The organism is Chelativorans sp. YIM 93263, from assembly GCF_028767125.1.
Taxonomy (GTDB): domain Bacteria; phylum Pseudomonadota; class Alphaproteobacteria; order Rhizobiales; family Rhizobiaceae; genus Chelativorans.
In genome coordinates, this window is the sequence record NZ_JAKCWP010000005.1 from 258,687 (window position 1) to 284,796 (window position 26,110).

25 protein-coding genes are annotated in these 26,110 nt (G+C 59.4%); 15 read left to right on the forward strand and 10 right to left on the reverse strand.

Going from position 1 to position 26,110, the window contains the following annotated elements:
* The first annotated feature begins 42 nt into the window (after window positions 1-42).
* Genes LY631_RS12710 through LY631_RS12720 form a run of 3 tightly spaced genes read left to right on the forward strand, consistent with a single transcriptional unit; the run spans window position 43 to window position 1,517 of the window.
* Entirely contained in the window at window positions 43-588 is a 546-nt protein-coding gene (locus tag LY631_RS12710) for a rod-binding protein (RefSeq protein ID WP_274425793.1), read from the forward strand.
* 27 nt (window positions 589-615) lie between these two features.
* The gene (locus LY631_RS12715) at window positions 616-1,026 is read left to right on the forward strand and encodes a hypothetical protein (RefSeq protein WP_274425794.1); all 411 of its coding nucleotides are present in this window, start codon (window positions 616-618) and stop codon (window positions 1,024-1,026) included.
* Between the two features lie 5 nt (window positions 1,027-1,031).
* Window positions 1,032-1,517, forward strand: a complete 486-nt coding sequence (locus tag LY631_RS12720) for a hypothetical protein (protein WP_274425795.1) — start codon at window positions 1,032-1,034, stop codon at window positions 1,515-1,517.
* 11 nt (window positions 1,518-1,528) lie between these two features.
* On the opposite strand, the gene LY631_RS12725 is transcribed toward LY631_RS12720, so the two are convergent.
* On the reverse strand, window positions 1,529-2,662 hold the full coding sequence (locus LY631_RS12725) for a type III PLP-dependent enzyme (protein ID WP_274425796.1): 1,134 nt from the start codon (window positions 2,660-2,662) through the stop codon (window positions 1,529-1,531).
* A 546-nt stretch (window positions 2,663-3,208) separates the two neighbouring features.
* Here LY631_RS12725 and LY631_RS12730 point away from each other — a divergent pair.
* The 4 genes from LY631_RS12730 to LY631_RS12745 all read left to right on the forward strand — a co-directional run bounded on the left by LY631_RS12730 (window position 3,209) and on the right by LY631_RS12745 (window position 7,089).
* Entirely contained in the window at window positions 3,209-4,396 is a 1,188-nt protein-coding gene (locus tag LY631_RS12730) for an amidase (protein ID WP_274425797.1), read from the forward strand.
* Between the two features lie 3 nt (window positions 4,397-4,399).
* A complete protein-coding gene (locus tag LY631_RS12735) occupies window positions 4,400-5,305 on the forward strand; it encodes a LysR family transcriptional regulator (RefSeq protein ID WP_274425798.1) in 906 nt (301 codons plus the stop codon).
* 66 nt (window positions 5,306-5,371) lie between these two features.
* Window positions 5,372-6,022, forward strand: a complete 651-nt coding sequence (locus tag LY631_RS12740; protein WP_274425799.1) for a DUF1007 family protein — start codon at window positions 5,372-5,374, stop codon at window positions 6,020-6,022.
* 26 nt (window positions 6,023-6,048) lie between these two features.
* Window positions 6,049-7,089 (forward strand): nickel/cobalt transporter, encoded by a 1,041-nt coding sequence (locus tag LY631_RS12745; RefSeq protein ID WP_274425897.1) that lies wholly within the window; start codon window positions 6,049-6,051, stop codon window positions 7,087-7,089.
* A 4-nt stretch (window positions 7,090-7,093) separates the two neighbouring features.
* Here the strand turns inward: LY631_RS12745 and LY631_RS12750 are convergent, their stop codons facing one another.
* The 3 genes from LY631_RS12750 to LY631_RS12760 are packed head-to-tail and all read right to left on the reverse strand — an operon-like array spanning window position 7,094 to window position 8,178.
* Window positions 7,094-7,297 (reverse strand): hypothetical protein, encoded by a 204-nt coding sequence (locus tag LY631_RS12750; protein ID WP_274425800.1) that lies wholly within the window; start codon window positions 7,295-7,297, stop codon window positions 7,094-7,096.
* On the reverse strand, window positions 7,294-7,437 hold the full coding sequence (locus tag LY631_RS12755; protein WP_445082877.1) for a hypothetical protein: 144 nt from the start codon (window positions 7,435-7,437) through the stop codon (window positions 7,294-7,296). The genes LY631_RS12750 and LY631_RS12755 overlap by 4 nt, the downstream gene beginning before the upstream one ends.
* A gap of 51 nt (window positions 7,438-7,488) precedes the next feature.
* Window positions 7,489-8,178 carry a GNAT family N-acetyltransferase gene (locus tag LY631_RS12760; RefSeq protein WP_274425801.1) on the reverse strand — a complete coding sequence of 230 codons (690 nt, stop codon included), beginning with the start codon at window positions 8,176-8,178 and terminating at the stop codon, window positions 7,489-7,491.
* A gap of 83 nt (window positions 8,179-8,261) precedes the next feature.
* On the opposite strand from LY631_RS12760, the gene LY631_RS12765 reads away from it, so the two are divergent.
* Window positions 8,262-9,431 carry a pyridoxal phosphate-dependent aminotransferase gene (locus LY631_RS12765; protein WP_274425802.1) on the forward strand — a complete coding sequence of 390 codons (1,170 nt, stop codon included), beginning with the start codon at window positions 8,262-8,264 and terminating at the stop codon, window positions 9,429-9,431.
* Window positions 9,432-9,448: 17 nt separating this feature from the next.
* Here LY631_RS12765 and LY631_RS12770 read toward each other — a convergent pair whose 3' ends face one another.
* The 4 genes from LY631_RS12770 to modA all read right to left on the reverse strand — a co-directional run bounded on the left by LY631_RS12770 (window position 9,449) and on the right by modA (window position 14,043).
* Complete coding sequence (locus LY631_RS12770; RefSeq protein ID WP_274425803.1) at window positions 9,449-11,230, reverse strand: SLC13 family permease; 1,782 nt, start codon at window positions 11,228-11,230, stop codon at window positions 9,449-9,451.
* A gap of 259 nt (window positions 11,231-11,489) precedes the next feature.
* Complete coding sequence (gene modC, locus LY631_RS12775) at window positions 11,490-12,614, reverse strand: molybdenum ABC transporter ATP-binding protein (RefSeq protein ID WP_274425804.1); 1,125 nt, start codon at window positions 12,612-12,614, stop codon at window positions 11,490-11,492.
* Window positions 12,611-13,294 carry a molybdate ABC transporter permease subunit gene (modB, locus tag LY631_RS12780; RefSeq protein WP_274425806.1) on the reverse strand — a complete coding sequence of 228 codons (684 nt, stop codon included), beginning with the start codon at window positions 13,292-13,294 and terminating at the stop codon, window positions 12,611-12,613. The genes modC and modB overlap by 4 nt, the downstream gene beginning before the upstream one ends.
* Window positions 13,291-14,043, reverse strand: a complete 753-nt coding sequence (modA, locus tag LY631_RS12785) for a molybdate ABC transporter substrate-binding protein (RefSeq protein ID WP_274425807.1) — start codon at window positions 14,041-14,043, stop codon at window positions 13,291-13,293. The genes modB and modA overlap by 4 nt, the downstream gene beginning before the upstream one ends.
* A gap of 346 nt (window positions 14,044-14,389) precedes the next feature.
* Between modA and LY631_RS12790 the strand changes: the two genes are divergently transcribed.
* Together LY631_RS12790 and LY631_RS12795 are read left to right on the forward strand one after the other, a co-directional pair.
* Window positions 14,390-15,304, forward strand: a complete 915-nt coding sequence (locus LY631_RS12790; protein ID WP_274425809.1) for an N-acetylmuramidase domain-containing protein — start codon at window positions 14,390-14,392, stop codon at window positions 15,302-15,304.
* 58 nt (window positions 15,305-15,362) lie between these two features.
* Window positions 15,363-16,001, forward strand: coding sequence for a 2-dehydro-3-deoxy-phosphogluconate aldolase (locus LY631_RS12795; RefSeq protein WP_274425899.1), 639 nt, complete (start codon window positions 15,363-15,365; stop codon window positions 15,999-16,001).
* On the opposite strand, the gene LY631_RS12800 is transcribed toward LY631_RS12795, so the two are convergent.
* Complete coding sequence (locus LY631_RS12800; RefSeq protein WP_274425810.1) at window positions 15,998-17,932, reverse strand: DUF882 domain-containing protein; 1,935 nt, start codon at window positions 17,930-17,932, stop codon at window positions 15,998-16,000. The two genes, LY631_RS12795 and LY631_RS12800, sit on opposite strands and share 4 nt — an antisense overlap.
* 45 nt (window positions 17,933-17,977) lie before the next feature.
* Window positions 17,978-19,456: a sigma-54-dependent transcriptional regulator gene (locus LY631_RS12805; RefSeq protein WP_274425811.1), complete on the reverse strand. Its 1,479-nt coding sequence runs from the start codon at window positions 19,454-19,456 to the stop codon at window positions 17,978-17,980.
* 171 nt (window positions 19,457-19,627) lie between these two features.
* Here LY631_RS12805 and LY631_RS12810 point away from each other — a divergent pair, with 171 nt between their 5' ends.
* From LY631_RS12810 to LY631_RS12830, 5 genes are all read left to right on the forward strand, one after another.
* Window positions 19,628-21,463: a M3 family oligoendopeptidase gene (locus LY631_RS12810; protein WP_274425900.1), complete on the forward strand. Its 1,836-nt coding sequence runs from the start codon at window positions 19,628-19,630 to the stop codon at window positions 21,461-21,463.
* 14 nt (window positions 21,464-21,477) lie between these two features.
* Window positions 21,478-22,626 (forward strand): aminodeoxychorismate synthase component I, encoded by a 1,149-nt coding sequence (locus LY631_RS12815; RefSeq protein ID WP_274425901.1) that lies wholly within the window; start codon window positions 21,478-21,480, stop codon window positions 22,624-22,626.
* Window positions 22,627-22,734: 108 nt separating this feature from the next.
* A complete protein-coding gene (locus tag LY631_RS12820; RefSeq protein WP_274425812.1) occupies window positions 22,735-24,180 on the forward strand; it encodes a homospermidine synthase in 1,446 nt (481 codons plus the stop codon).
* A 78-nt stretch (window positions 24,181-24,258) separates the two neighbouring features.
* Complete coding sequence (locus LY631_RS12825; protein ID WP_274425813.1) at window positions 24,259-24,615, forward strand: hypothetical protein; 357 nt, start codon at window positions 24,259-24,261, stop codon at window positions 24,613-24,615.
* A gap of 238 nt (window positions 24,616-24,853) precedes the next feature.
* A complete protein-coding gene (locus LY631_RS12830) occupies window positions 24,854-26,107 on the forward strand; it encodes a phenylacetate--CoA ligase family protein (RefSeq protein ID WP_274425814.1) in 1,254 nt (417 codons plus the stop codon).
* Window positions 26,108-26,110 lie beyond the last annotated feature (3 nt).

A 26,110-nucleotide genomic window follows, 5' to 3' on the forward strand; every position in this document is an offset into this window, starting at 1 on the left:
CTGTCATAGAGGAGTCACAGAAAAAACTGTACGGGATGTCTCGTGGCGATCTCACCTCCTGGCGACATTGTAATGGACGTGTTGCGCGCTGCCGATCCGCAAGAGGTTGCGCGCGCGCACGCAAAGCTCAAAGCCAAAGCCGGCAATGCGACATTCGATGTGCCGATGCCCACGGCGGGGCGCGCAAATATGCGCGCGGACTTGCCCACCACCGCAAAGCCCTCTGAAGTCTTCGTGCAGTTTGAAGCAATGGTCCTGCAGAGCTTTCTCGACTCCATGCTGCCGAAGGAAATGGGCGCCGTTTACGGCGATGGGCTTTCCGGTGATATGTGGCGCGGTATGCTGGCCGAGCAGGTCGGCAAGGCCATGGCTGAGCGCGGCGGTATCGCCATAGCCCAACGGGTCTTGGGTGGTCACTACATTGAGGGCGAAGAGAAGGTGCCGATCGCCGGTATATCCTCCGGCCCCGAACACAAGGAAGCAGCCACACAAGCCTCGCTTTCAACGGCGATGATCCAGGAGATTGAACGCCGCACTGCGGAGAAACTCGCCTCCAACGCCTTGGAATCCAAAACGAAGAACAAATAATCCTGTTCACTGAAGTGGAACGCACTCATGTCTGAACCGATGTCCGTTGCCAAGGACAGCTCCGCGATAAAGGAAACCGCGCCGGAAGGGCCGCGAACGGACAATCTGCTCGCCCTGCTCGCACGCATTGAAAGCGCGATCCAGGCCGAGACGGACGGCATCCGCTCAGATCCTGCATTCGATGTCGCCAACGCCAACATGCGCAAGAGCCGCCATCTTTATGAGTTGGGTCGCGCTTTCAAAGGGGTGAAGCCTGACGATCTCGGGGCCGACCATCGTGCAGCGATACTTCAGCTGCGCGAGACGCTCGCGGCCAATGAGTCGACTATCGAGGCGCATCTGAGCGCGGTCGGCGAAGTCGCAACATTGCTCCAGGATGCCATCGAGCAGGCACAAGCGGACGGCACCTACTCCGCTCAGGAATTCGGGCAGGGATAAACAGGATGGTCAAATTCGTCCTGGCTGCACTCTGGATCAGCGTTGCCACAGTCGGCGCCGTGTTCTTCTCGTTTCAGATGTCACAGGCCGAGAATAGCGCGGATCCCATGCCGGGGTTCTTTGGCGGACTGGATTACGTACGGACGGACGTTGTTTCCGTTCCGGTGGTCAAAGGCGGTGGCGTGGACGGCTATTTCCTCGCCCGCCTCGTCTACACGGTCGAACCGGAAAAGCGCAACGCGCTGTCACTTCCCCTCGAGACCCTTATCATCGATCAACTCTACAGCTATCTCTACGGAAACCCGCAAGTCGATTTTTCAAAGCACGACGAAGTGGACCTCGACGCGCTCCGCGAAGGCGTTCGCCTCAGCTTGAATGAGCGCGTCGGGGACGAACTCGTCCACGACGTCCTGATCGAACAGGTCGACTACCTTTCGAAGGAGGATATCCGGGACAACGCCATCCGCCGACGCCTTGGCACTGCCGGGTGACCCCTCGACCTTCAGATCACATAAGCTTTTAGCGGCTCGAACCCATTAAATGCGACTGACGCGTAGGTCGTTGTGTAGGCACCGGTCCCCTCGATCAGGACCTCGTCGCCGATCGTGAGTGCGAGTGGCAACGGATAAGGTGCTTTCTCGTAAAGAACGTCGGCTGAATCGCAGGTCGGCCCTGCAAGCACACAGGGCGCGGTCTCACCGCCGTCATGCCCGGTGGCGATTGGATAACGGATCGCTTCGTCCATCGTCTCCGCTAATCCACCGAACTTGCCAATATCCAGATAAACCCACCGCAGTTCGTCATCATCCGACTTCCTGGAAATCAGCACGATCTCGGATTTGATTACCCCGGCGTTGCCGACCATACCGCGCCCGGGCTCGATAATCGTCTCGGGCAGGCGATTGCCGAAATGCTTCCTGAGCGCAGTGAAAATGGCCTGACCATAAGCCTGCGCAGCCGGCACATCTCGCAAATAGCGCGTCGGAAAGCCGCCGCCCATATTGACCATCTTCAGTAGGATGCCCTCGGCCGCTAGCGCCGCGAACACAGCTTGCGCGTCGGCAAGCGCACTGTCCCAGGCGGCTAATTCCATCTGCTGCGAGCCTACATGGAAGGACACGCCATATGGGTCCAGTCCCAGCGCCTTCGCTCGTCGCAATACCTCCACCGCCATTGCCGGTACACAGCCGAACTTGCGCGACAACGGCCACTCCGCGCCACGACCATCGGTCAATACGCGGCAGAAGACGCGCGCCTCGGGCGCCGCGCGTGCGACCTTTTCCACTTCCTCCATGCAATCGACGGCGTAAAGGCGGATGCCGAGCGCGTAGGCGCGTTCAATATCCCGCTCTTTCTTGATCGTGTTGCCGTAGGAGATACGCTCCGGGGTGGCCCCCGCGTTGAGCGCCATCTCGATCTCCGCGATGGAAGCCGTATCGAAACACGAGCCGAGCGAAGCCAGGAGGCGCAGAATCTCCGGCGCGGGATTGGCCTTCACCGCGTAGAATATCTTTGAATCCGGCAGTGCCTTTTCGAAGGCGTGATAGTTTTCCTGGACGACATCGAGGTCGACGACGAGGCACGGGCTTTCGGGGCGTCGTGTTGCGAGAAAATCAAGCATACGCTGCGTGGCCATGGATTCTTTCTCCCATCAGCAGTCGAGACCGCTTATCTGTTGCTCAAGCTCAGCGGACTATCGCCCGCGGTGGACAAAGATTGCGTCCGGGCAGGAGCAGAAACCGGAGTGTGGAACGCACCGGATCCGCCATGCGCCTGACACATGACAATGAGCAACCGCCGACAGGGCGAACGCTCTTCTTTGTCTGCCTCAGCTTTGGATTGGGAGAACCCGTTCCGCACTGCCGGCAATGAAGGTGTGCCTCTTCAGTAACCCCGGTTTTTGGACAACCGGCAGACACCAGAAAGGCCCGCACCGTCGTTGCTTCAAGGCGTCCTCGATCTTGCGAAAGGTCGTAAGATCGACTGGAGCGGCTAGATCCAGGTACCATACCGGCTTCCTCGCCTTTTCGAGGGCCGGCGGACGCCCACAGGCACGTGCGACTTTGGGCAGCGCGGATATAATCCGGTCTCTGACTGCGATCAATGATTAAATCCGAGCTTGCTTGAAAAAATTTGTCCCGGCACCGATTGTCTGTGCGACGACGAATAGATGGAAACGACAATGACCACGACGCGCGGCCCGCTGAACGCTTTTCTCGACTATCCTGAATCTTCGGTACCTTCTGCACCGAACGGTGCCTTGGCCGGCCTGCGCCTCGCGGTCAAGGACATGTACGACATTGCCGGATATCCGACCGGCGGCGGTAACCCGCAAAAAGAAGCGGAAAGCGGCATAGCCGAGACCACCGCGCCAGCCATCCAGGTTCTGCTTGATGCAGGCGCTTCCTTTCTCGGGAAAACGCAGACGGAAGAGCTGACATTCTCGATCATCGGAATGAATGCCCACTTTCCGGCCCCGGTAAATCCCCGGGCGCGCGAACGCGTTACCGGCGGTTCCTCGTCCGGTTCGGCCGCGGCTGTGGCGGGCGGACTGGCCGACATCGGTATCGGCTCGGACACGAACGGCTCGATCCGCGCACCGGCCTCCTTCTGTGGTCTGCTAGGCCTGCGCACGACTTTTGGGCGCATTTCCATGGAAGGCGCCATGCCGCTTGCACCTTCGTTCGATACGCTAGGATGGTTCGCACGCGACCCGCTCGTCTACGACAAGGTCGCCGAATTGCTGCTCGGCGCGGATACGCACGGAGACGAACTCTCGCGTCCGGTGCGCATTAGCGAACTTGAGGGGTATCTGTTCGGCGAGGCAGAGCGCGCAGCCTACGGGGATATGCTGGAAAAGGTCGGCGCGCATTTCGACGGCATAATGGGCTTTCTCGCCCTGCCTGGTGCGCCCGAGGAGCTCTTCGACGCATTCAAGCAAATACAGGCCTATGAAGCCTGGCAAACGCACCGCGCTTTCCTCTCAAGCAAAGAACGAAACCTCGGCCCAGGTGTGAAGGAGCGTTTAGACTATGCGCGCAGCCTCACCAACGAAACAGTCGAAGAAGCGCGCAGCCGCCGCCAGCGCTTCCAAGAGGAATTTGCCGCGCTGTTCGACCCGAAAACCATCATGGTCACGCCGAGCCAGCCCTCGGCCGCGCCCTTGAAGATGTCCACTCAAGCAGAGCTTCAAAGTTACCGCGATCTATCGCTGACGATGAACTCCATCGCCGGATTGCTCGGCTGGCCCCAGATCAGCATTCCGCTTGGCGAGGTGCACGGCGCGCCCTTCGGTATTTCGCTGCTCGGACCAGCGGGCAGCGACCGTCAGCTCATCCACCTTGCTTCAAAGATCCTTTCGGGTACGTAGATCATGGATACCCTCACCCGCATGCGCGCGTTTATCAGTGTGGTCGAAGCCGAAGGCTTTTCCGCAGCCGCCCGCAGGCTCGGGCGCTCGAAAGCGCTCCTGTCGAAATATGTGCGGGAACTCGAAGACGAGTTGGGCGCACTCTTGCTCAACCGGACGACACGGAAATTTTCGCTCACCGAAACCGGTTACATCTACTACCGCCGGGCAACGGAAATCGTCCGCGATATCGATACTCTATCCGAAACCGTGCGCGATTCGGCCGGCGACATTCGCGGACGCATCAAGCTTTCGGCGCCACGAACCTTCGCCGATGCGCCGATTGGCCGCTCTCTGGTGGCCTTTGCTGAGATGTACCCAGATATCGTCCTCGACATTCATCTCGACGACCGCTTCGTTGATCTCGTTGAGGAAGGCTTCGACCTTGCGATCCGTATTACAAAACTGGGCGATTCGACACTTATCGCACGGCGGCTTGGGCCTTTCCGTCTCCCGCTTTGCGCCTCGCCTGCGCTCATCGAAAGATATGGCCGACCTCAACATCCGAGCGAACTGCAGCATTTGCCGTGCATAATCGACACCAACGGCCGCAATCGTCATAACTGGATATTCAAGGATACAGACGGCTCAACGATCACCATCCCGGTTGCCGGCCCCATCGAGGTGAACAGTCCGCTCGCAGTCCGTGAGGCTGCCCTCGCCGGGCTTGGCTTTGCTTTCCAGCCCGACTTTATCGCCAAGCCGGAGATCGAAGCAGGGCGGCTTGTTACGCTTCTTGACGATTACATCATGGACGGCGCGGGGATTTTCGTCGTTTACTCTCACCGCCGCTACCTGCCCGCCAAAGTGCGTGCACTGGTGGATTTTCTGAGCCAGTGGACGAAGCAGTACCAAGCTTCCCATTCATGACGCGGTCCCATTTTCGCCGGGTTCATGTTAGAGAAACCGCACTTTCTGAAGTGAAGGAAGCTGCGGATGCAGTCTTGGTTGACTAGGGGTTTGTTCGCCGCCGGCATAATCGGCTGCCAAGCCGTCTCCGCCCCCGCGTTTGCACACCCGCATGTTTTTGCAGAAGCGCGGCTCGACGTTGCAGTTAAAGACCGGAGGGTAGAGGCGCTGCGCCATGTCTGGCGTTTCGACGACCTCTTTTCCAGCACGGTCCTGGTGGAGTTCGATCAGAATCAGGACCTGGAACTCGATCGCGAAGAACTTCAGCAAGTCGCCGACGTCATTTACGAATCGCTCGCCGAGTTCGACTATTTCCAGATTGTTACGACTGACGGCAAAGATGTGAAGATGCACCCGCCGGAACAGCTCATCGCCGACTTTTCCGACAGCCAGCTAATTGTCCTGTTTGAAGCGCATCCGGAAGAGCCCCTCCCCCTGGACGGCAGAATACGTTTCGGCGTCTATGACCCGACCTTCTACACGGCAATCGATTTCGTGGAGGACAGCTATCTCGCCGTCGAAAACCTGCCACAAAACTGCACGCGCGAGGTCATCCGGCCAGATCCGCAAGAGGCAATCGCGCAAAATCAGGATACGCTGACCGAAGCCTTTTTCAACGAGCCGGGCAGTAATGATTTTAGTAAGATTTTCGCAACCAAACTCGAGATCCAGTGCTAGGCTGTGTGGCTGGAAGGGTGATGGAAATGGAGAAGCGGATCGGTCGCGCCATAGCTCTGTTCCTGCTCGCTGCTGGCGCGGTGGCGGCCATCAGCGCCCCGACATTGGCGCAAAGCTCACTTGGCATCGGAACCGCCGAACCCGCGATGTCACCCGGCGCGGGCCCGCTGGCCGGCACTCTGCAATGGATCAACGCGCAACAGCAGACTTTCTATCGATCTCTGACCAACGCATTGAAAATGATGCGGGAGGACGGCTCCGGATTGCTGCTGCTCGTCGGGCTGTCTTTCGCCTATGGAGTATTCCATGCTGCTGGCCCCGGTCACGGCAAGGCTGTGATTTCCTCATACATGCTGGCAAACGAGGTGGCGCTCAGGCGTGGCGTCGTGCTTTCCTTCGCCTCGGCATTGCTGCAAGCCGTTTCGGCCATCGTGCTCATGGGGGCGGTCTTCTTCATCTTGCGCGGTACAGCCGTTTCCATGACCGATGCAAGCAGGTTCCTGGAAACCGCCAGTTTTGCACTCGTGGCGCTTTTCGGCGCATGGCTCCTGTGGCGAAAACTTCGCCCCCTGATAAAATCGTTCTTTACACGACCGCTTCATAGCCTCTCTGCCGCCCATTCTGGCGGAGAAGCGCACCATTGTACGCACGAACATCATCACCACGCCCACGAACACGAGCCAGACGAGGTCTGCGCGTCTTGCGGCCACGCCCACGCGCCCGACCCGACGCGGCTTTCCGGCAACAAGCTTCACTGGAAGACCGCGTGGTCCGCGGTTGCGGCGGTCGGCCTACGCCCCTGTTCCGGCGCATTGATCGTACTGACTTTTTCTTTTCTCAACGCACTATGGCTCGGCGGAATCGCCTCCGTTTTCGCAATGGCGTTCGGCACCGCCATCACCGTTTCGGTGCTGGCGATCCTGGCGGTTACTGCAAAGAACTGGGCGGTGGCGATCGCCGGTGGCGGCGCGTGGAGCAAGCGCATTCACACCGTGATCGAAATCGGCGGCGCTCTCGTAGTGCTTCTGCTTGGACTTGTGCTGCTGGCTGCGAGTCTGCTGGTGTAACTTGTCAGTCCCGCTTGCGGCGCTGACTGCGCGCACGCAGCCAGAAAACGAGGAAAAACGCGGCGACAAACAGGATAGCGACCATGATCGCCGCCGTGGTCGAAACCTCGCCTATCGTGGTCACGAGAGCCGGAAGAAAGAAGCCGACGATGCCAAAACCGGCAAGGATAAGCGCCGCCGCAATGATTGCTCCACGATTTTCGTTCATAGAGTCCAGCTGCCATCGATGGAAATGGCGATGCCCGTCGTGAACACGGACTCATCTGCGGCAGGATAAGCCGGCGGCGCGGCAATCTCCATCGCTTCACCGACACGGCCCATAGGCTTGCGGGATATTATCGTTTCCATTGCCTGGTCCTTACCACCGAGGTTCTCGCCGAATTCCTCCAGCGCTCTCCTTCAAGTCTGACTGCTACCATCCGCCCTCATCTCCTCTAGGCGGCGTATCTGGCGCCCATCGGCATCGAAGTTCGTGGGCTCGAGCCATTGTTCGATGGCATTCCTGAGGCCGGGCCATTCATCGTCGAGAATGGAATACCACGCGGTGTCGCGGTTCTCACCCTTGACCACCATATGCTGGCGGAAAACACCCTCGAAGCGGAACCCGAAACGGAGTGCAGCCCTCTTGGAAGGTTCGTTGCGGTCGTTGCACTTCCACTCGAAACGGCGGTAGCCGAGGTCCTCGAAGATATGCCGTGCGAAGAGATAGAACGCTTCCGTGGCGAGCCGGGTGCGGGCAACTCTCGGTCCCCAGTAGATGTTGCCGATCTCAGCCCCGCCGTTGAGCGGATCGATACGCATGAAGGCCTGCCGCCCACCAATGGTGCCCGTTTCCCGGTCGATCACCACGAAGAACATCGGATCGTCGCCGACGGATGCTTTGTCCAGCCATGTCTGAAAATCCTCCCGCGTTTGCGGCGGGTGGTCGCTAAGCCAGCGGAAACGCTCCTCGGCATCAGGCACGTTGGACGCATCGAACAACCCATCGCCATGTATGGCGGGATTCAGCGGCTCCAGGCATACATAACGCCCCTCTAGCGGCTCACGAGCAGGCGCAGGCCGTGCTGTCCAATCTTTCAGGTCGTTCACCGGGGATCCCCTTATTTGACCTTTCTCGCTTGAAGTTTCACAAAAGTAGCTGCAACGCAACAGAACCAGGTGGAACTCCCGCTATGCTCCAAACAGTCCCCGCTTTCGATCGCATCGGCGAAGAAAACGCCTTTGCCGTTCTCGCGCGGGCCACCGAACTCGCCCACCAAGGCCGCGACATCATCAATCTGGGCATTGGCCAGCCCGACTTCCGAACGCCGGAGCATATCGTGGAGGCCGCGGTAAAAGCACTGCGCGACGGGCAGCATGGCTACACACCGGCCAACGGCATTCTGCCGGCACGCGAAGCCGTCGTCCGTCGCACCCTGACCACCACCGGGGTGGAGGTCTCGCCCGATAATGTGATGATCCTGCCTGGCGGCAAGCCGACGATGTATGCTGCGATCGTCATGTTTGGCGAGCCAGGAGCGGAAATTCTTTATCCGGACCCGGGCTTTCCCATCTACCGCTCGATGATTGAATATACCGGCGCCACCCCTGTCCCAGTGCCGATCCGGGAGGGGAACGACTTTGCCTTCTCGGCGGAAGAAACGCTGGCGCTGATCACGCCGAAGACCCGTCTGCTCATCCTCAACTCACCCGCAAACCCGACCGGCGGCGTTACACCGCGTGAGGAAATCGCTAAGCTGGCGAAGGGACTGGAGAAGCACCCGCAGGTGGCGATCCTTTCGGACGAGATTTACGATGTGATGACCTACGACGGGGAAGAGGCCACTTCGCTCCTGACTTTCACGGAAATCCGCGACCGCCTGATCGTGCTCAATGGCTGGTCCAAGACCTGGGCCATGACCGGCTGGCGGCTCGGCTGGTCTATCTGGCCGGATGCACTGTACGATAAGGTGCGTAAGCTCGCCGTCAACTGTTGGTCCTGTGTCAATGCCCCCGCACAATATGCCGGCATCGCCGCCATCGACGGACCGCAAGACGCCGTGGAAAAGATGATGGTCGCCTTCGATTCACGCCGCAAAATCGTCGTCGAAGGACTAAACGGGCTGGACGGCGTGACCTGTCTTACGCCGCGGGGCGCCTTTTATGCATTTGCGAACATCAAGAACACGGGATGGAAGGCCAAGAAGCTTGCATCGGCCCTTCTGGAGGGACCCGGGGTGGCCCTCATCGGCGGGCCGGATTTCGGCGTCCTGGGAGAAGGATACGTCCGTGTCTCCTACGCCAATTCGGAGGAAAACATCCTTCGGGCTATCGATCGTATCGGCAAATTCCTGGCCAAATGACTGGTCGGACCTTCCTCCTATCTCATCGGGAAGAAGAATTGGATCGCCAGCACGCTGGCAAGGCCGACAATGATATTCATCGGGATGCCGATACGCAGAAAGTCCGAAAAACGGTAATCGCCCGCGCCATAAACAAGTGTGTTGGTCTGGTAGCCTATTGGCGTGGCGAAGCTCGCGCTCGCACCGATCATGACCGCCACCACGAAAGGGCGTGGGTCCATGCCCATTTGGCTGGCAAGGCTTATGACGATGGGCGTCAGCAGGATGGCCGCTGCGTTGTTCGTCACGAGCTCTGTCACAACCGACGCGAGGAGATAGATCGCCAGCAGAGCCAAAAAGGGTGGAAGCTCCTGAAGGGCGGGGGCTATCGTGTCCACGATAAGCTGGAGACTACCGGCCTGCTGAAGTCCCTCGCCCACGACCAGCATTGAAAAGATCAGGACGAGGATAGAAGCGTCGATTGAGCCCCAGGCCTCGTCGGCATCAATGCAGCGCAGGAGCAAGATGCCTGCGACTGCAAGCAAGGCCAGCAACCCGATTTCGGCGATACCAAATGCGGAAAAAACGACGACCCCGGCAAGGGCAAGCAATGCGATCGGCGCCTTCCGCCGCCGATATGCCCTCCCGCTTGGACGGGAGACCGCGACCAGATCCGCCTCGTCGGTCAATGCATCGAAACTTGCCGACGGTCCCTCGAGCAGGAGCTTGTCGGCGGGTTTAAGGCGAACATTATCGAGATCGGGTCCAGGAAGGTGCCGGTGGCGGTTGGCACCCAGGACCCGAAGGCCAAAACGCCGCCCAAGGGTCAAATCGACAATTCGTCGCCCGGCACTGGTCCGGTGCGGCGCGACAACCGCTTCCACAATGACCGAGTCGTCCTGTCTCGTCGGCCCCCGCCGCAGCCCGACGCGTAGTTCTTCCTGCTCGTTCAGCGTCAAGAGCTCCGAAGTGGTGGCCGTGATGATCAGCGTGTCGCCTTTTTTCAAAGTTCGCTCGTTGATCCCGGTGCGAATAATTTCGTTGTCGCTCCGCAAACGGATAATACGCACGCCTGGACGCTGAAACGAGGCAATCTCACCAATAGGTTGACCTGTAAAGCGCCCCTCGGCCCGGACCGTGACTTCGGAGAAAAACGCGGTCTCGGTGGCTGTCGTATCGTCATCGGTCGTCCCGCGATCCGGCAGAGCAAATCGCCCGAGAATAAGCATCGAGCCGATGCCGACCAGAACGGCGACGATGCCGACCGGTGTTATCTCAAAAATCGAAAACTGCTCCACGCCGTTGCGGCGCGCGACGCCGTCAACCAGGAGATTGGTTGAAGTGCCGATAAGCGTACAGGTCCCTCCCAGGATAGAAGCATAGGACAGCGGAATAAGAAGGCGCGTAGGCGCCAGTTCAAGCGCAGCGGCCAAACGGATAACGATTGGGATCATGATCAGAACGACCGGCGTGTTGTTCATAAACGCCGATGCAACAACCGACACGACGATGAATACCGCCAACGAGAAAACCGGGCGTTCATGCGCGCGCGAAACAATCGCTTCCGACATGGCGTCCAGTACGCCCGTCCGCACCAGCGCGCCGGACAGGACGAACATCGCTGCAATTGTGACAGGCGCCGGATTGGCGAAAGTTCCCATGACCCGGTCGATCGGGACAAAGCCGAACAGAATAAACGCCGCAGCCCCGCCGATTGCGGTTACCTCCGGCGGATAAGGCTCCAGCGTGAAGGCCACAAACAGCGCGGCCAGCAGTGCCAAGGCCACATAGGCCTCAAGACCGGGAAAAGGGAAACCCATGAAACTCCCATGGTATTACAGCCCCGGTGAACACGAGAAGCGACAAGAAAGTTCCCTGCCGTGTGCTAATCGTCATTCTTGGAATAACGATAGGCGCGTAACTGCTATCACAGGCTGAAGATCCGTTCTCGCCAAAAGAAGGGGCGGCTCTTGAGCCGCCCCAATTTCGAATCTGCTTGGGAGGAGAAAAGCTGATCCGACAAGGACCATCATGGAGACTGGGTATTAAAAAAAGATTGATTTTACAATGAAAAACAACTTATACGGGAAAAACTTTAAGACTAGCCTGTCGTTCTGTTTTCCCCTGGATTTTGGCCCGCCCCGACTCGACGGAAATGGCTTTGATAAGAGCCGTAACCTGCATGCCTGTCTTCAAACCCAGAATATCAGCCGATTTTGTTGTAATCCGTGAGAAGAGTTTTTGCCGCCCGAAGGAAAGTGCGATCTGGGCTGAGTGCCCGCGCAATTCCACCGCCTCGACGGTGCATTGCAATTGGTTACGGATCGAAAGCCCTTTATGCGCTTGCATAGCGATGGCTATGTCCGAGGCATGAATGCGCAAGCGCACGCCACCCTCAACCGGCAGGCTATCTTTTGAAAGCTCGATGAGAGCTCCCCCGATCTCAACGCGGGCCATTCCGTAGCGCTCATCGACATCGATGACGCGCCCTTCGAGGATGCTGACCGGGCCCTCCTCATCCATTGGGAAACGCCTCTGTCCGAGAATTTCGGCAGGCGTACCGATGGCGCCTACGTTTCCGTTCTCGACGACGACAACCTGGTCCGCGAGCCGCGCAACCTCGTCTGTCTCATGGCTCACATACAGGATCGGAGTATGTGCCTCGTTCGCAACCGCTTCGAGATAGGGCAATATCTCCGCACGCCTATCCCGATCGAGCGAAGACAGCGGCTCGTCCAGCAGCAATATCTCGGGCTCGGCAAGAAGTGCCCGCCCGATAGCAACCCGCTGGCGCTCTCCACCGGAAAGTGTCCCGGGATATCTGTCCAGATGAGCTGCAAGGCCCAGTAGGCCAACCACTTCTTCCAATGACCGCGAAGCCTCGCGCCGCCCCGCCCAGCGGGCATAAGTGAGATTACGGCGCACACTCATATGCGGGAATAGTCGGCCATCCTGAAACACGAAACCCACGCCCCGCGCCCGTGCTGGCAAACTGACGCCGGTTACGGAATCGAAAAATACACGCTCGCCGGCCACTATATGGCCGCTATCCGGTCGTGCCGTTCCGGCGATCATCTTCAGGATGGTGCTCTTTCCTGCTCCCGAAGGGCCGAATAACGCCGTTACGCCCTGTTCCGCCTGGAAGCGCGCGGAAACGGCAAAGCTGCCGATCTTTCCGGCAATATTCACATCCAACATCTTCATGCCCGCTCTCCACGCACGAGCCGCCGTGCAACCCATTCCGAAACGAGCACCGCGCCCAAGGCCAGAAGGATCGCGATGACGATCAAACGGAAAGCCGCCTCATTCCCGGTCGGACTCTGAAGGAGAGCGTAGATCGCAAGTGACAATGTCTGTGTCTCGCCGGGGATATTGGACACGAACGTGATCGTGGCCCCGAACTCGCCCAGCGCCTTTGCGAAGCCGAGAACGGCACCGGCAATCACACCTGGTAGCGCTAGCGGCAGGGTGACGGTGAAGAACGCTATTAACCGGGATGCACCCAACGTGCCGGCGGCCTCCTCCAGCCCGCGGTCCACGGCTTCGAGGGAAAGCCGAATGGGCCGAACAAGCAAGGGAAATGCCATGACACCCGCGGCCAGGGCCGCCCCTGTCCAACGAAATGCAAAGGTGAGGCCGAAGAGCGTTTCCATGGTGTGCCCAAGTGCCCCCTGCGTGCCGAAGAGAACCAGCAGCCCGTATCCAGTCACCACTGGGGGCAGGACGAGCGGCAGCGTCACGACCGCCTGCAGGAAAGCCTTGCCCCTGAAGTTCCTTCGCGCCAGAAGCCAAGCCACGGCGAAAGCCGGCCCGAGCGCCACGAGAATGGCGAAGAATGCCACCTTTACCGAAAGTAGCAGGATCTCCGCTTCGGTGCCGGTCATGGACGCGTACCTGCCGCGGATTTAAATCCAAGCCCGGCGAAAATCGTTTGTCCCGACGGGCTCGATAGAAAATCAAGAAGGGCGCGCGCTTGGGGCTCCGCTTCGGGCGTGAGAGCGGCGGGATACGCGATGGGCGGATGACTGTCGTCGGGAAAGGTATACGCGCGGGCAAGGCCGGGCACCGCCTTCTGGTCGGAGCCGTAAACTATGGCAGCGCCGACTTCCCCGCGCCGCGCGAGTTCAAGTGCAACGCGCACGTTCTCGCCAAAGACAGCGTGATTCCTCACCGCGTCCCAGAGCCCCAGTTCGGAGAGAGCGGCTTCGGCATAGTGTCCTGCCGGAACGTGGCTCGGATCGCCCATGGCAAATCGCTCCGACAGCAATGCTTCCGGTTCCTCTCCGCCCACATCGCGTCTACCCGTGACGATCACCAACTCGTTCCCGGCCACTATGCTGCGGGTATCGGCTTCGATTTTCCCGCGCTCGGCCAGCCAATCCATCCATTCCACATCTGCCGAGATGAAGAGATCGGCCGGTGCACCGGCATCGATCTGGCGCGCCAGCACAGAGCTTCCCGCCAATGAAACGACCACCTCCGCCCCGCTTTGCGCCTCGAACGCGGAGACGACCCGGTCCATAACATCCTTCAGACTGGCCGCGGCAAAGACGGTGATACGATCGGCAGCGCTCGACGAAGCGGGGGACAACGCCACGAAAAGCCAAACAAGCGCAAAGACGATTCTCGTCAACACATCCTCCGGCGGGCGGGCGCTTTGCGCCCGTGAAACAGGACGTGAAGGTGGAAGGCGACAACATCCGCGCCCCGGATGCAGCCAGTTCCTCAACGCAGAGGCGGCCATTCACTGCCGCCCCCGCCGCCCATGAAGCGCGGCGTGCCCGTAACTTAGCCCTGCCTGAAAGCCGTTGGCAAGGCAAAGGATCAGGGTTTTTAGATATTCCGAAATGAATGGAAAACTCCAGCTTTACCAGAAACTTGCGCGAAAGAGGCCGGATTGAACTCATAAAAACCCAAGCAATTTATCCCCGCCCGCCAGTATGAGCGGAAAATGGCCGAAACGAACTGGAGGCCAGCTTATGTTTTCCACCGACACCGTCCACCGCATTACCCGTTTCGCCGAAGATAAGAAAATCGAACCAGCCGCCCTCCTCGCGATCGTTGAGGTAGAAAGCGCAGGAAAGGCCTGCGCAATGGTGGAGGGCCGAAAAGAGCCGCTCATCCGTTTCGAAGGGCACTATTTGGATCGCAGGCTTTCACCGGAAGAGCGAATAGCCGCGCGGGCAGCCGGCTTGGCTTCGGCGAACCCCGGAGCCATACACAATCCTCCATCACAGTTGGCACGCTGGCGCCTTCTTGAACGCGCCGCTGCCATCGACCGCAAAGCCGCGTACGAATCTGTTTCCTGGGGCGTTGGCCAAGTCATGGGCGCCCACTGGGCCTGGCTCGGCTATCCGAGCTTCGAAGCACTGGTCGAGGAAGCACGGAGCGGACTCGAGGGTCAGCTTTCGCTAATGCTGTGTTATATCGACAAGAGCGGGCTTTCAGATGCATTACGCCGTCACGACTGGACAGCTTTCGCACGCGGTTACAACGGGCCCGGCTTCGCCCGAAACGGCTATCACCTGAAGCTCTCACTCGCTTATCGCCGGAACGCGCGGCGGGTCGCCATGGGCGAAACGCATGTATCCTCGCAAGAACGAAACCTCCTGAAATTTGGCGACCGCGGAGAATACGTGCGTCGCCTTCAACGGCAGCTCAGCGCGATCGGCCATCCGGTCGCTGTAGACGGTGTTTTCGGACCTGAAACACAGAAGGCGGTGGAACAACTCCAACGCCGCCACGGTCTCGTGCCAGACGGGATCTTTGGCCCGAAAACACAGCTCATAACGAAAGCCAGCCTGCCCACAGTGAGCGTAGCGGACGCTCTGCGCCGTTCGCTCGACCGGCTCTGTCGCTGGATTTTGCGGCTCTTAGTGCGCTGGAAGGTTTGAACTGCCAGCACGATTCAGTCTATGACAGGAAGACATACTTATGCGGGAGCCGGTGATGATGAAGAAGAAGACGGAAAAGCTCCGGGACATTCTATCAGGACAGCCAGTCATACCGGTACTCAAGATCGACCGGCTCTCTGATGCCGTTCCACTCGCTCGAGCGCTCGCCGCAGGCGGGCTGCCGGCGGTGGAGATCACACTGCGCACACCAGACGCGCTCGATGCCATCCGGCTGGTGTCCCATGAAGTTCCGGAAGCCATCGTTGGTGCCGGGACGGTTCTGTCCGGAAAGGACTTCACCGCTGCTGAGGCGGCAGGCGCGACGTTCATCGTCTCACCTGGAACGACGCAGGAACTTCTGGACGCGGCAAATCAGTCGAAAACTCCGTTTTTACCGGGTGCTGTAACGCCAAGCGAAATTATGGCGACGCGTGAGGAAGGCTATCGTATCCTGAAGTTTTTCCCGGCCCAAGAGGCTGGAGGCGCCGGCTTCTTGAAATCGCTGTCTTCGCCGCTGGCCGATGTCCATTTCTGCCCCACCGGAGGAATCACAGCCGAAAACGCTGCGGATTACCTCGCTCTGCCGAATGTCGTGTGCGTTGGCGGGTCCTGGCTGGCGCCCGAGGCCGAACTTTCCGCGGGAAATTGGGACAAAATCGAGGAACTGGCTCGCGCAGCCTCCAAGATTAACCGCTAGTCTTCAAATTTGGCCACCGTCAGGAAGGTCACGGCACTGCCGGTAAAACGCCGGGCATCAGCAATCGTCGCATCCCGCTTAAACCCGTCCGTGTAGACGGCTTTCGGGGCGTCCGCCATGCGTGCGTTGAAGGTCGGCACCTCGGTTTGCAGGGTGCGGTCCAACATGGACCGGCGACTGAGGACGAGATCCGCGACCACGGCCCTAACGGGCAGAACGTGGGACTTCATCGGTTGACGTTGATCGCCAGGACGAGGTCTTCCTGCCTTTCCGGTAGTCCGTGCGCCCTTGGAAAGGCTTACCTTCGGCGCAGAACCTTCATCCTGGCTCAGAAAAGCCACTTGCGGCGGGGAGTCGATTGACGCCGCCTCAGGCGTCTCCGATGGCACTGTCATGTCCGACAGGGCAGCGACCACCAACTCGGATTTATGCTCCGTCTTGTCTTCGAGCGGGGAGATGTTGGTGGGAGTAGGTGTCTCGGAAGCGGTCAGAACAGGAGCTTCATCGCCTTCCGGCAACGCGTCACCCTTCCGAGTTGCAAGGAGCTCGGCAATAGCATCGCTGGATGCCGATGTCGCCGGGCGCGGCGTCGGCGTTGCATAAGCCACAGCCGTAGAGGCTATCTCGAGTTGGTCCACCGCCTCATCCGCCGCTTCTACGACATTCTCTGCAGGCATGTTTTCAGGACGCCGGCTCGGCACCGGAGCATTGAGTGCCAGCAACATCTCCGAGAGATCCTGCGCTTCTTCGCCCGCGACGGGTGCCTCCGAATCACCTCGTTCATCCTCGTCCGTCAAACGCCCGGTGTCCGGACGCGGGGCCGACGCAGGGACGGGCAGCGCAGTTGCCGGCAATTCCGCGAGCAATCTGGCCGGAGTTTCCTGGCGTTCCTGTGCCTGTGTTTGCGCCTGCTGTTGCGGTGCAGGCTGTTGCTGCTGTCTGGTGGGCTGCTGCGGGGCGGAGGCAACCTGCGTGCTCGCCTCGTTTCCTTGCCTGTCCCTGCGGCCGAAGAGGGCGGAAAGCAGCCCACCCCCACCGCTTCGCGCTTCGCCGGCGACCTGAACCAATTCGCCCTGCCTCCTGCGCTGCTCATAGGAAGCCTTCGCCTGCTCATAACCCGGCAGGGGCTTACCATTGGAGGGTACGTGCAGGGTTTTGCCCTCAGGAAAGAGAGCGACCAGCTCCTTATGGCTCATGCGCGGCCAGTGACGAACACTGCCGACATCCAGGTGCACGAATGGCGACCCCGAACGTGGATAGTAGCCAACACCGCCAGCCTGCAACTTTAACCCTATAGCCCGCAACTTGGAAAGATTTACGTCCGGCAGGTAGAAATCAACGGCGTTGCCTTTCGTATGCTGGCTGTTCTTCGCTACGCCGCTGGATTTGCTACGTAGCATCGCATTTGTCTTCGGCGACCGGTATGCGGACACAACATGGAAGTAATCATTCGAACCCGATTCCTGATACACCGCCCACAGGACATCGAGAAGCACCGGATTTATCTGGGTCGGCTCGTTGCGTCGCCAGTCGCGCAGAATGTGATTGATCTGGTTGAGCCCATCCTTCAGATAACGCCCATTCCGCTTATACGCGATCTCGGCACGTTCTTTCGTATGAAGGAAGTAGAGCTTCAACGTGCGCGTTTCTGCATTGGCAGCCTGCCCGGCGCCTAAAAGCAGAGCGAACGCGAGCATCAGTCCGGCAGCGATCCCGGCCAAGTTCACCCTCTCCTTGCGTCCCCCGCAGTGTCGAATTGTGTCGTTTGTCAAACTCAAGCCTTTTGGGCTGAAATTATTCCAGAAACGAATCCTGGCTCGTACCCACCAGGACGATGAAACGGCCAATTCAGTGTTGAGTCCCAATCGTACATACACCATGGCCAAACCACAATGTCCCACTATTTCAGAAATTTTGAGTAAACAAAGCACTAATGAGGGAAAAATTTTTATGCGGACCGCGGCATCAAACGGTTCTCAGGAGAGATCGTCGCGCGCATTCGGCGGCTCAAGCCCCATCTCCTTGAGCTTGCGATAAAGCGTTGAGCGGCCGATTCCCAGCCGGCGGGCCACCTCGCTCATCCGGCCGCGGTAGTGTTCTACAGCAAGTTGGATCACTTCCCGCTCCACCGAATCCAACGTTCGGATATGGCCGCTTTCAGTGAATCCGTTCAAAAGGCCCGCCTTTCGGGAGGGCTTGGGGAGATTACCCCGCGAGGGCGCTCCATCGTCCGAATTCATACTCTCCTCGACGGCGGACACGGTTTCCTCAATTCCCTCCAGTTGAGCGCGAATTTGGGGGAACTCGGCTACAGTCAGGATTTCGCCTTCGCATAGCACCATCGCCCGCAGAATCGCGTTTTCCAGCTCGCGTACGTTGCCCGGCCAGTCATGAGCAGACAGAAGATCGAGCGCCCGGCTCGAAATTCCGGAAACCTCATTGGAAACAGCATCGGCGAAATGCGACATGAAATGCTGGACAAGTAGAGGAATGTCTTCCTTGCGTTCGCGCAGCGGCGGTACCGTGATGGGAAAAACATTGAGCCGGTAGAAAAGATCTTCCCGAAAAGCGCCGTCCTTCACACGCTGAAGAAGATCGCGATTCGTGGCTGAGATCAGGCGTATATCCACCCGTACCGTCCGGCGTGCGCCGACCGGGTCCACTTCCCCGTCCTGCACTGCGCGAAGGATTTTTACCTGAACGTCGAGAGGCAACTCGCCGATCTCATCGAGAAATAACGTTCCCGTATCCGCCTCGACGAATTTTCCAGCGTGCTTTTCGGTTGCGCCGGTGAAAGCACCTTTTTCATGGCCGAACAGGATGCTTTCCACGAGGTTGTCAGGCACCGCGCCGCAATTCACGGGTACGAACGGCTTGCCGCGCCGGGGGCTCGCGCTACGGATTGCGTGCGCGATGATCTCCTTGCCCACGCCCGACTCGCCTTCCAGAAGCACCGGGATATCCGTTGCGGCCGCCTTTTGGGCCAATGCGATCGTCCGCTCCATGGCCGGGCTGCCCCTAACGATGTCGCGGAAGGAAAAGCTGCTCTTCGTCTTGCCGCGCTTTCGCCGCTCGGCGCCCTCGAGCGCCCCGACTTTGAGCGCATTGCCAACGGCTGTCTTGAGCCGCTCCTGTGAGACCGGCTTGACCACGTAATCGAAGGCGCCCGCCCGCATGGCTCCGACGGCGGTTTCAACGCTGTCTTTCACCGTTTGCACAATAACAGGAACTTCGATGCCCTGCCGGCGCATCTGTCTCATCACTTCCAGGCCGTCAATGCCCGGCATCACGAGATCGAGAACCACGGCACGCAGTTCCGCCCGTACGTGCAAAAGCTCCAGCGCCCGCTCGCCACTATCGGCGAGCACGGGCGCATAACCAAGCCGGCTAACGGCCGCCTCGAGAAGGCGGCGCTGCACGGGGTCGTCATCGACGATCAGAACGGTTTCGGACATAATCCCACCGCCTCAAAATTCACATGGAGCGTAACGCACGCTCTGGATCATTATGGCACGGCCCTCTAAACAGGCTTTCAAGAAACCCGGTGAATGAATCCTTGATTTCTGCATTAAGTTGAAAATCATACGGAACGGACGGAGCAATCCATGCCTCTCTTTTCAGATGATATGAGCGTCACCAACGCAACGGCCGAGGCGGAAGCAGCGGGTAACGTGCCCGAACTCGGCGATCTGCCGGTATGGAATCTGGCGGATCTTTATCCCGGCATTCATAGCCCGGAACTCGCCTCGGACATGGAGCGCACAAGCCGCGAGGCACGCGCATTCGAGGAGAAATGGAAAGGTCGCCTGGCTGAAGAGGCGGCGAAGGGAAGCGAGGGGCGACTGGGCGAAGCTGTTCAGGAATACGAGCGCCTGGACGAGCTTTTCGGGCGCATCGGATCATATGCAGGGCTGGTTTACGCCGACGACACCTCCAACCCGGAGAGGGCGAAGTTTTACGGCGATGTGCAGGAGAAGCTGACAAACGCCAGTATGCACCTGCTCTTCTTCACACTCGAGCTGAACAAGGTCGAAGATACCCTGATCGAAACGGCCCTCAAGCAGGACGAGACGTTCGGTTACTATCGCCCATGGGTGCTCGATATCCGCAAGGATCGCCCGCATCAACTCGAAGACCGTATCGAGCAGCTTTTCCACGAGCAGTCGGTGACGGGGCGCGGCGCATGGAACCGTCTGTTCGACGAGACCATGACAAGCCTGCGCTTCAATGTCGATGGCGAGGAACTCACGCTCGAACCGACACTGAACCTCTTGCAGGATCGTGATGGAGAGAAGCGACGCAAGGCTGCCGAGGCGCTGGCCACCACGCTCAGGACGAACATGCGCCTCTTTACGCTCATCACCAACACGCTGGCGAAGGAAAAGGAGATATCCGACCGCTGGCGCAAGTTCGAGGATGTCGCCGATTCCCGTCATCTCGCAAACCGGGTGGAGCGCGAGGTTGTCGACGCACTGCACAGCTCCGTCCACGAAGCGTTTCCCCGCATTTCTCACCGCTACTACGCGATGAAGGCGAAATGGCTCGGCATGGAAACGCTAAACCATTGGGACCGCAATGCACCGCTGCCGGAAACGCCGCAGGCCAACATCGGCTGGACGGAAGCCAAGGAGACGGTCCTTTCTGCTTATGGCGGCTTCTCGCCCGAAATGGCCGAGATCGCTGGCCGCTTCTTTGATCGCAGATGGATCGACGCTCCCGTGCGTCCGGGCAAGTCGCCCGGCGCCTTCGCCCACCCCACGGTGCCCTCGGCCCACCCGTATGTAATGCTCAATTACATGGGCAAGCCGCGGGACGTGATGACGCTCGCCCATGAGTTGGGCCACGGCGTACATCAGGTTCTGGCGGCCGAGCAGGGCGCGCTAATGGCTTCCACCCCGCTGACACTGGCCGAAACGGCCTCCGTATTCGGTGAAATGCTCACCTTCCGCTCGCTGCTCGAGCGCACGAAGGACAAGCGCGAGCGCAAGGCGATGCTCGCACAGAAGGTCGAGGACATGATCAACACGGTCGTGCGCCAGATCGCCTTCTATGAGTTCGAGCGCAAGGTTCATAGCGAGCGCCGAAAGGGCGAATTGACATCGGACCGGCTGAGTGAATTGTGGCTGGAAGTGCAGGCCGAAAGCCTCGGCCCCGCAATCACGCTGCGTGAAGGCTACGAGACCTTCTGGGCCTATGTTCCCCACTTCATCCACGCGCCTTTCTACGTTTATGCATATGCCTTCGGCGATTGCTTGGTGAACTCGCTTTTCGCGGTCTACCAGCAGGCGGAGGAAGGCTTTCAGGAGAAGTATTTCGACATGCTGAAAGCTGGAGGCAGCAAACACCATTCGGAACTGCTCGCGCCATTCGGCCTCGATGCTTCCGACCCTGCGTTCTGGAAAAAGGGCCTGTCGGTCATCGAGGGGATGATCGACGAGCTGGAAGCACTCGACAAAGACTGACGCACAGTATGGACATCTCGCGCAGCGGAGGCCCCCTCGCCCTCTTCCGCAACGATCTTGAGGGCGAGGTGATGTCCTTCGCCGAGCCGGACGAGGTGCTCCTTGTCCGCGAACCGTCTGAACTCGTCCCTGCCCTGGAGCGGGCGGAGACGCTTCAGCGCGCAGGCAAATGGCTGGCGGGCTATATCTCCTACGAAGCAGGATATCTGCTGGACGATGCGCTCGTCCCGCATCTGCCGGAAAGCCGCGACGCGCCCTTGTTGTGCTTTGGCGTCTTTGACGACCCTTCGCCCATCGAGGATCAAGGGATAACCACGGGTGAACCGCGCCTCTTTGCGCCAAAGCCCGCCTGGAACTTCGAGGAGTATGCGGAACGTTTCGAAACACTCCACCGCCATATCCGTCTGGGAGATTGCTATCAGGGCAACCTGACCTTTCCCATCCATGCGCAATGGAAAGGTGACCCCCTCGCCCTCTTCGAAAGCCTTACCGCGCGCCAGCCGGTTCGCTACGCGGCCTTTATCGATCTCGGCGGTCCGGTCGTGTTGTCGCGCTCGCCGGAGCTTTTCTTTGAAGTGTCGGCAGATGGCTGGATCGAAACCCTGCCGATGAAAGGCACCATGCCGCGTGGTGGAACGCCGGAGGAAGACGCGGCTCTCAAGAAAGCTCTCGCCAAGGATCCGAAGAACCAGGCGGAAAACCGCATGATCGTCGACCTGTTACGCAATGATATTTCGCGCATCAGCGAGGTCGGTTCGCTGCATGTGCCCGAGCTCTTCCACGTGGAGACTTACCCCACCGTGCATACGATGATCAGCCGCGTGCGAGCCAAGCTTTCGAAAGAGCACGGCCTGAAGGATATCCTGACAGCCCTCTTCCCCTGCGGTTCCGTCACCGGTGCGCCGAAGATTAGCGCAATGAAAATCCTCCGCCAGCTCGAGAAGGAGCCGCGCGACGTCTATTGCGGCGCGATCGGGTGGACAGCTCCGGACGGTCGCATGCGCTTCAACGTGGCGATCCGCACGATTTCGATCCATGAGAGCGGAGAAGCCGTTTTCAATGTCGGCGGCGGTATTGTCTTCGATTCCAAAGCTCGTGAGGAATACGATGAGGCATTGCTGAAGGCACGCTTCGCGTCGGGCGATGTGCTTTCAGCGCGGTAAACACTTCCCCCTCCGCTCCCGGTCCCGTTTCGGGGTTTATTGTCGGAGCGTTCTATGATTTGACGCAATCATTCGCCCCCGCGTGATATGTCAATGGAGCTTCCCCTAATGGCAGAGAAAGAGTGGCCCGTTTACGGAGAAATCACCGGTCCTGTGGTCATGATCGGATTCGGCTCGATCGGCCGAGGGACATTGCCGCTCATCGAACGTCATTTCAGGGTCGACAAGTCACGCATGGTCGTCATCGACCCGGTCGACACGGACCGCAAGCTGCTGGACGAGCGCGGCATCGAGTTCGTTCAGGCCCATGTCACGAAGGAAAATTACCGCGATCTCCTCGCCCCGCTTCTAACCGAGGGCGAGGGCCAGGGCTTCTGTGTAAATCTCTCGGTCGACACCTCCTCCCTCGATCTGATGAAGCTCTGCCGTGAGTTGGGCGTCCTTTATATCGACACCGTAGTCGAGCCGTGGCTCGGCTTCTACACCGACACTTCCGTCAGCAATGCTTCGCGGACGAATTACGCCCTCCGCGAGCCCGTTCGCGAGGAAAAGCGCAGTTCACCCGGCGGCACGACGGCAGTCTCCACCTGCGGTGCGAATCCTGGAATGGTATCTTGGTTCGTAAAGCAGGCGCTCGTGAATCTCGCCACCGATATGAAGCTAGATTTCGAGATGCCTGTCCCCGAGGACCGTGAAGGCTGGGCGGAGCTGATGCAGAAGGTGGGCGTGAAAGGCATCCATATCGCCGAGCGTGACACCCAGCGCACGAAGAAGCCGAAACCCATGAATGTGTTCTGGAACACATGGTCGGTTGAAGGTTTCATCGCGGAAGGGCTCCAGCCGGCGGAACTCGGCTGGGGAACACATGAGAACTGGCGGCCGGATAATGCCCGTGACCAGGAGACCGGCTGCAAGGCAGCGATCTACCTTGAACAGCCCGGAGCCAACACGCGCGTGCACACCTGGTGTCCCACACCAGGGCCGCAATACGGGTTCCTCGTTACGCACAATGAATCAATTTCCATCGCCGATTTCTTCACCCTGCGCGATGAGGATGGCGCGGTGGCCTATCGACCGACCTGCCATTACGCGTACCATCCCTGCAATGATGCCGTTCTGTCACTCCACGAGATGTTCGGCGCGGCGGGCAAGCCCCAGCCCGTTCAACATATTCTGGACGAGAACGAGTTGGTGGATGGCATCGATGAGCTAGGCGTTCTTCTCTACGGCCACGAGAAAAACGCCTACTGGTTCGGTTCACAGCTCTCCCTCGATGAGACCCGTGCTCTCGCCCCTTATCAGAACGCTACTGGCCTTCAGGTGACGTCCGCCGTCCTCGCCGGCATGGTCTGGGCACTGGAAAACCCTGAGGCCGGCATCGTGGAAGCAGATGAAATGGACTATCGTCGCTGCCTGGAAGTTCAGCGGCCCTATCTCGGACCGGTCAACGGATACTACACCGACTGGACTCCGCTCGACAGCCGGCTCGGACTTTTCCCCGAGGACATCGATGAAACGGACCCATGGCAATTCCGCAACATTCTCGTGCGGTAAAGCGTTTCTGCTTCGCTACGGGTTGCATTTATCTGAAAAATACGGCGAATTCGGGCTCTCGCAATTGAGGAGGCGGTCATGAAAGCTCTTTTCAAACCAGCATCATTCGCGGCGCTGGCATCTCTATTAGTCGTCGCCGGTTGTGTTTCCGGTGTACCCCGCTCCGCGGAATCGACCGTCGAAGGAAGATGGTCTGACCCGCAGGGCATCTCCGTCTCCAGTTTTAACGACGGTCAGTTCGTGACCATCGCGAATGATACCGGCAACAGGCTTTCCGAAGGGACATACCGCTTCCGCGACAGCCGTACGATCGATATCGCGATGCGCTCCCTGGTTCGCCAGACGAACGTGCAAGTCACATGCGAAATGGTTGGCCAGAGCCAACTCAACTGCACCAACACGCAAGGACAGAATTTCGTCCTGACTCGCAGCTAGGATATCCCGTCGAAGTTCGATCGCAGCGCGATGTTCCGAATGAACCGAGGACGGGCTTGAAAGTCCGTCTTAGGTGCTGCGATCATACTGACCTGGAAAGGTCTGCGGCTTGCCGTCTCGGCAAACCGCACGAGTACCACCATGGGAAGGTTCCGGACAAGAGGAGGGCGTTCGGGATCTTTGCCTGATTGGGTGGAACGATGCGCGGCCATTTTGGACGCGAACGGGAGGAGGAGCCATGAACGCGTATTTCGATGAACGCGAGGTACAGGATTCCGAAGCTCGCGAGAAAGATCTTTTCACGCGATTGCCGGAATTCCTCTCGACAGCAACGGATAAAGCCCCCGGCCTTGCACGCTGGCTGACCGGTATCGCGCTGGAAGACATCCGCTCGCGCCAAGACCTCGCCCGCTTGCCGGTGTTGCGCAAGTCGGAACTTCTGCGGCTTCAGCGTGACGATCCTCCATTAGGAGGATTTGCGAATATCGATGCGCTGAAGGGCGCCCATGTTTTCATGTCACCGGGGCCGATCTGGGAAATACAGCCGCCAGTCCCCGATCCGTGGCACGCCGCGCGTGCTCTCTTTGCCGCGGGCGTCCGCGCCGGTGATGTTGCCCATAACGCTTTTGCGTATCACATGACGCCGGGCGGCTTTATGCTCGACGAGGGGGCCCGTGCGCTCGGTTGTGCCGTCTTTCCGGCTGGCACAGGCAACACGGACGTACAGGTCGAAGCGGCCTCCGCACTCCGTCCAGCGGTTTATTGCGGTACGCCCGATTTCCTGAAAATCATGCTGGACCGGGCATCGGAAGCCGGTTGTGACCTGTCCTCCTTCCGCATCGGCTTGGTGTCCGGTGGCGCGCTGTTTCCCTCTCTCCGGGCTGAATACGCCGAGCGCGGTATTCGCGTACTCCAGTGCTATGCCACCGCGGATATCGGCGTCATAGCCTATGAGACGACCAATAAAGATGGCGAACCTCTGCCCGGAATGATCGTCAATGAAGACCTGATCGTTGAGATTGTCCGCCCCGGCACGAACGATACGGTCCCTGACGGCGAGGTGGGCGAGGTCGTTGTAACAAGCTTCAATACCGCCTATCCGATGGTTCGGCTCGGTACAGGCGACCTTTCAGCGGTCGTTTCCGGCGCGAGCGAATGCGGGCGCACCAACATGCGGCTCAAGGGCTGGATGGGCCGTGCCGATCAGCGCACCAAGGTCAAGGGCATGTTCATAGACCCCGAGCAGGTCGGCGCGCTTCTGAAGCGTCATGGCGAGATCGCCCGCGCGCGTCTGGTTGTCACGCGCGAGGGCGAAACGGATGCCATGGCGCTGCACGTGGAGCCGGCCGGCGGCAACGCGCTGGATGAGGATGCAATCGCAAACTCTCTGCGCGATATCACCAAGCTTGGCGGCTCGGTGACAACGGTCCCGCCCGGCTCACTTCCAAACGACGGCAAGGTGATTGCTGACGAACGCGATTACGCAAGGTAAACC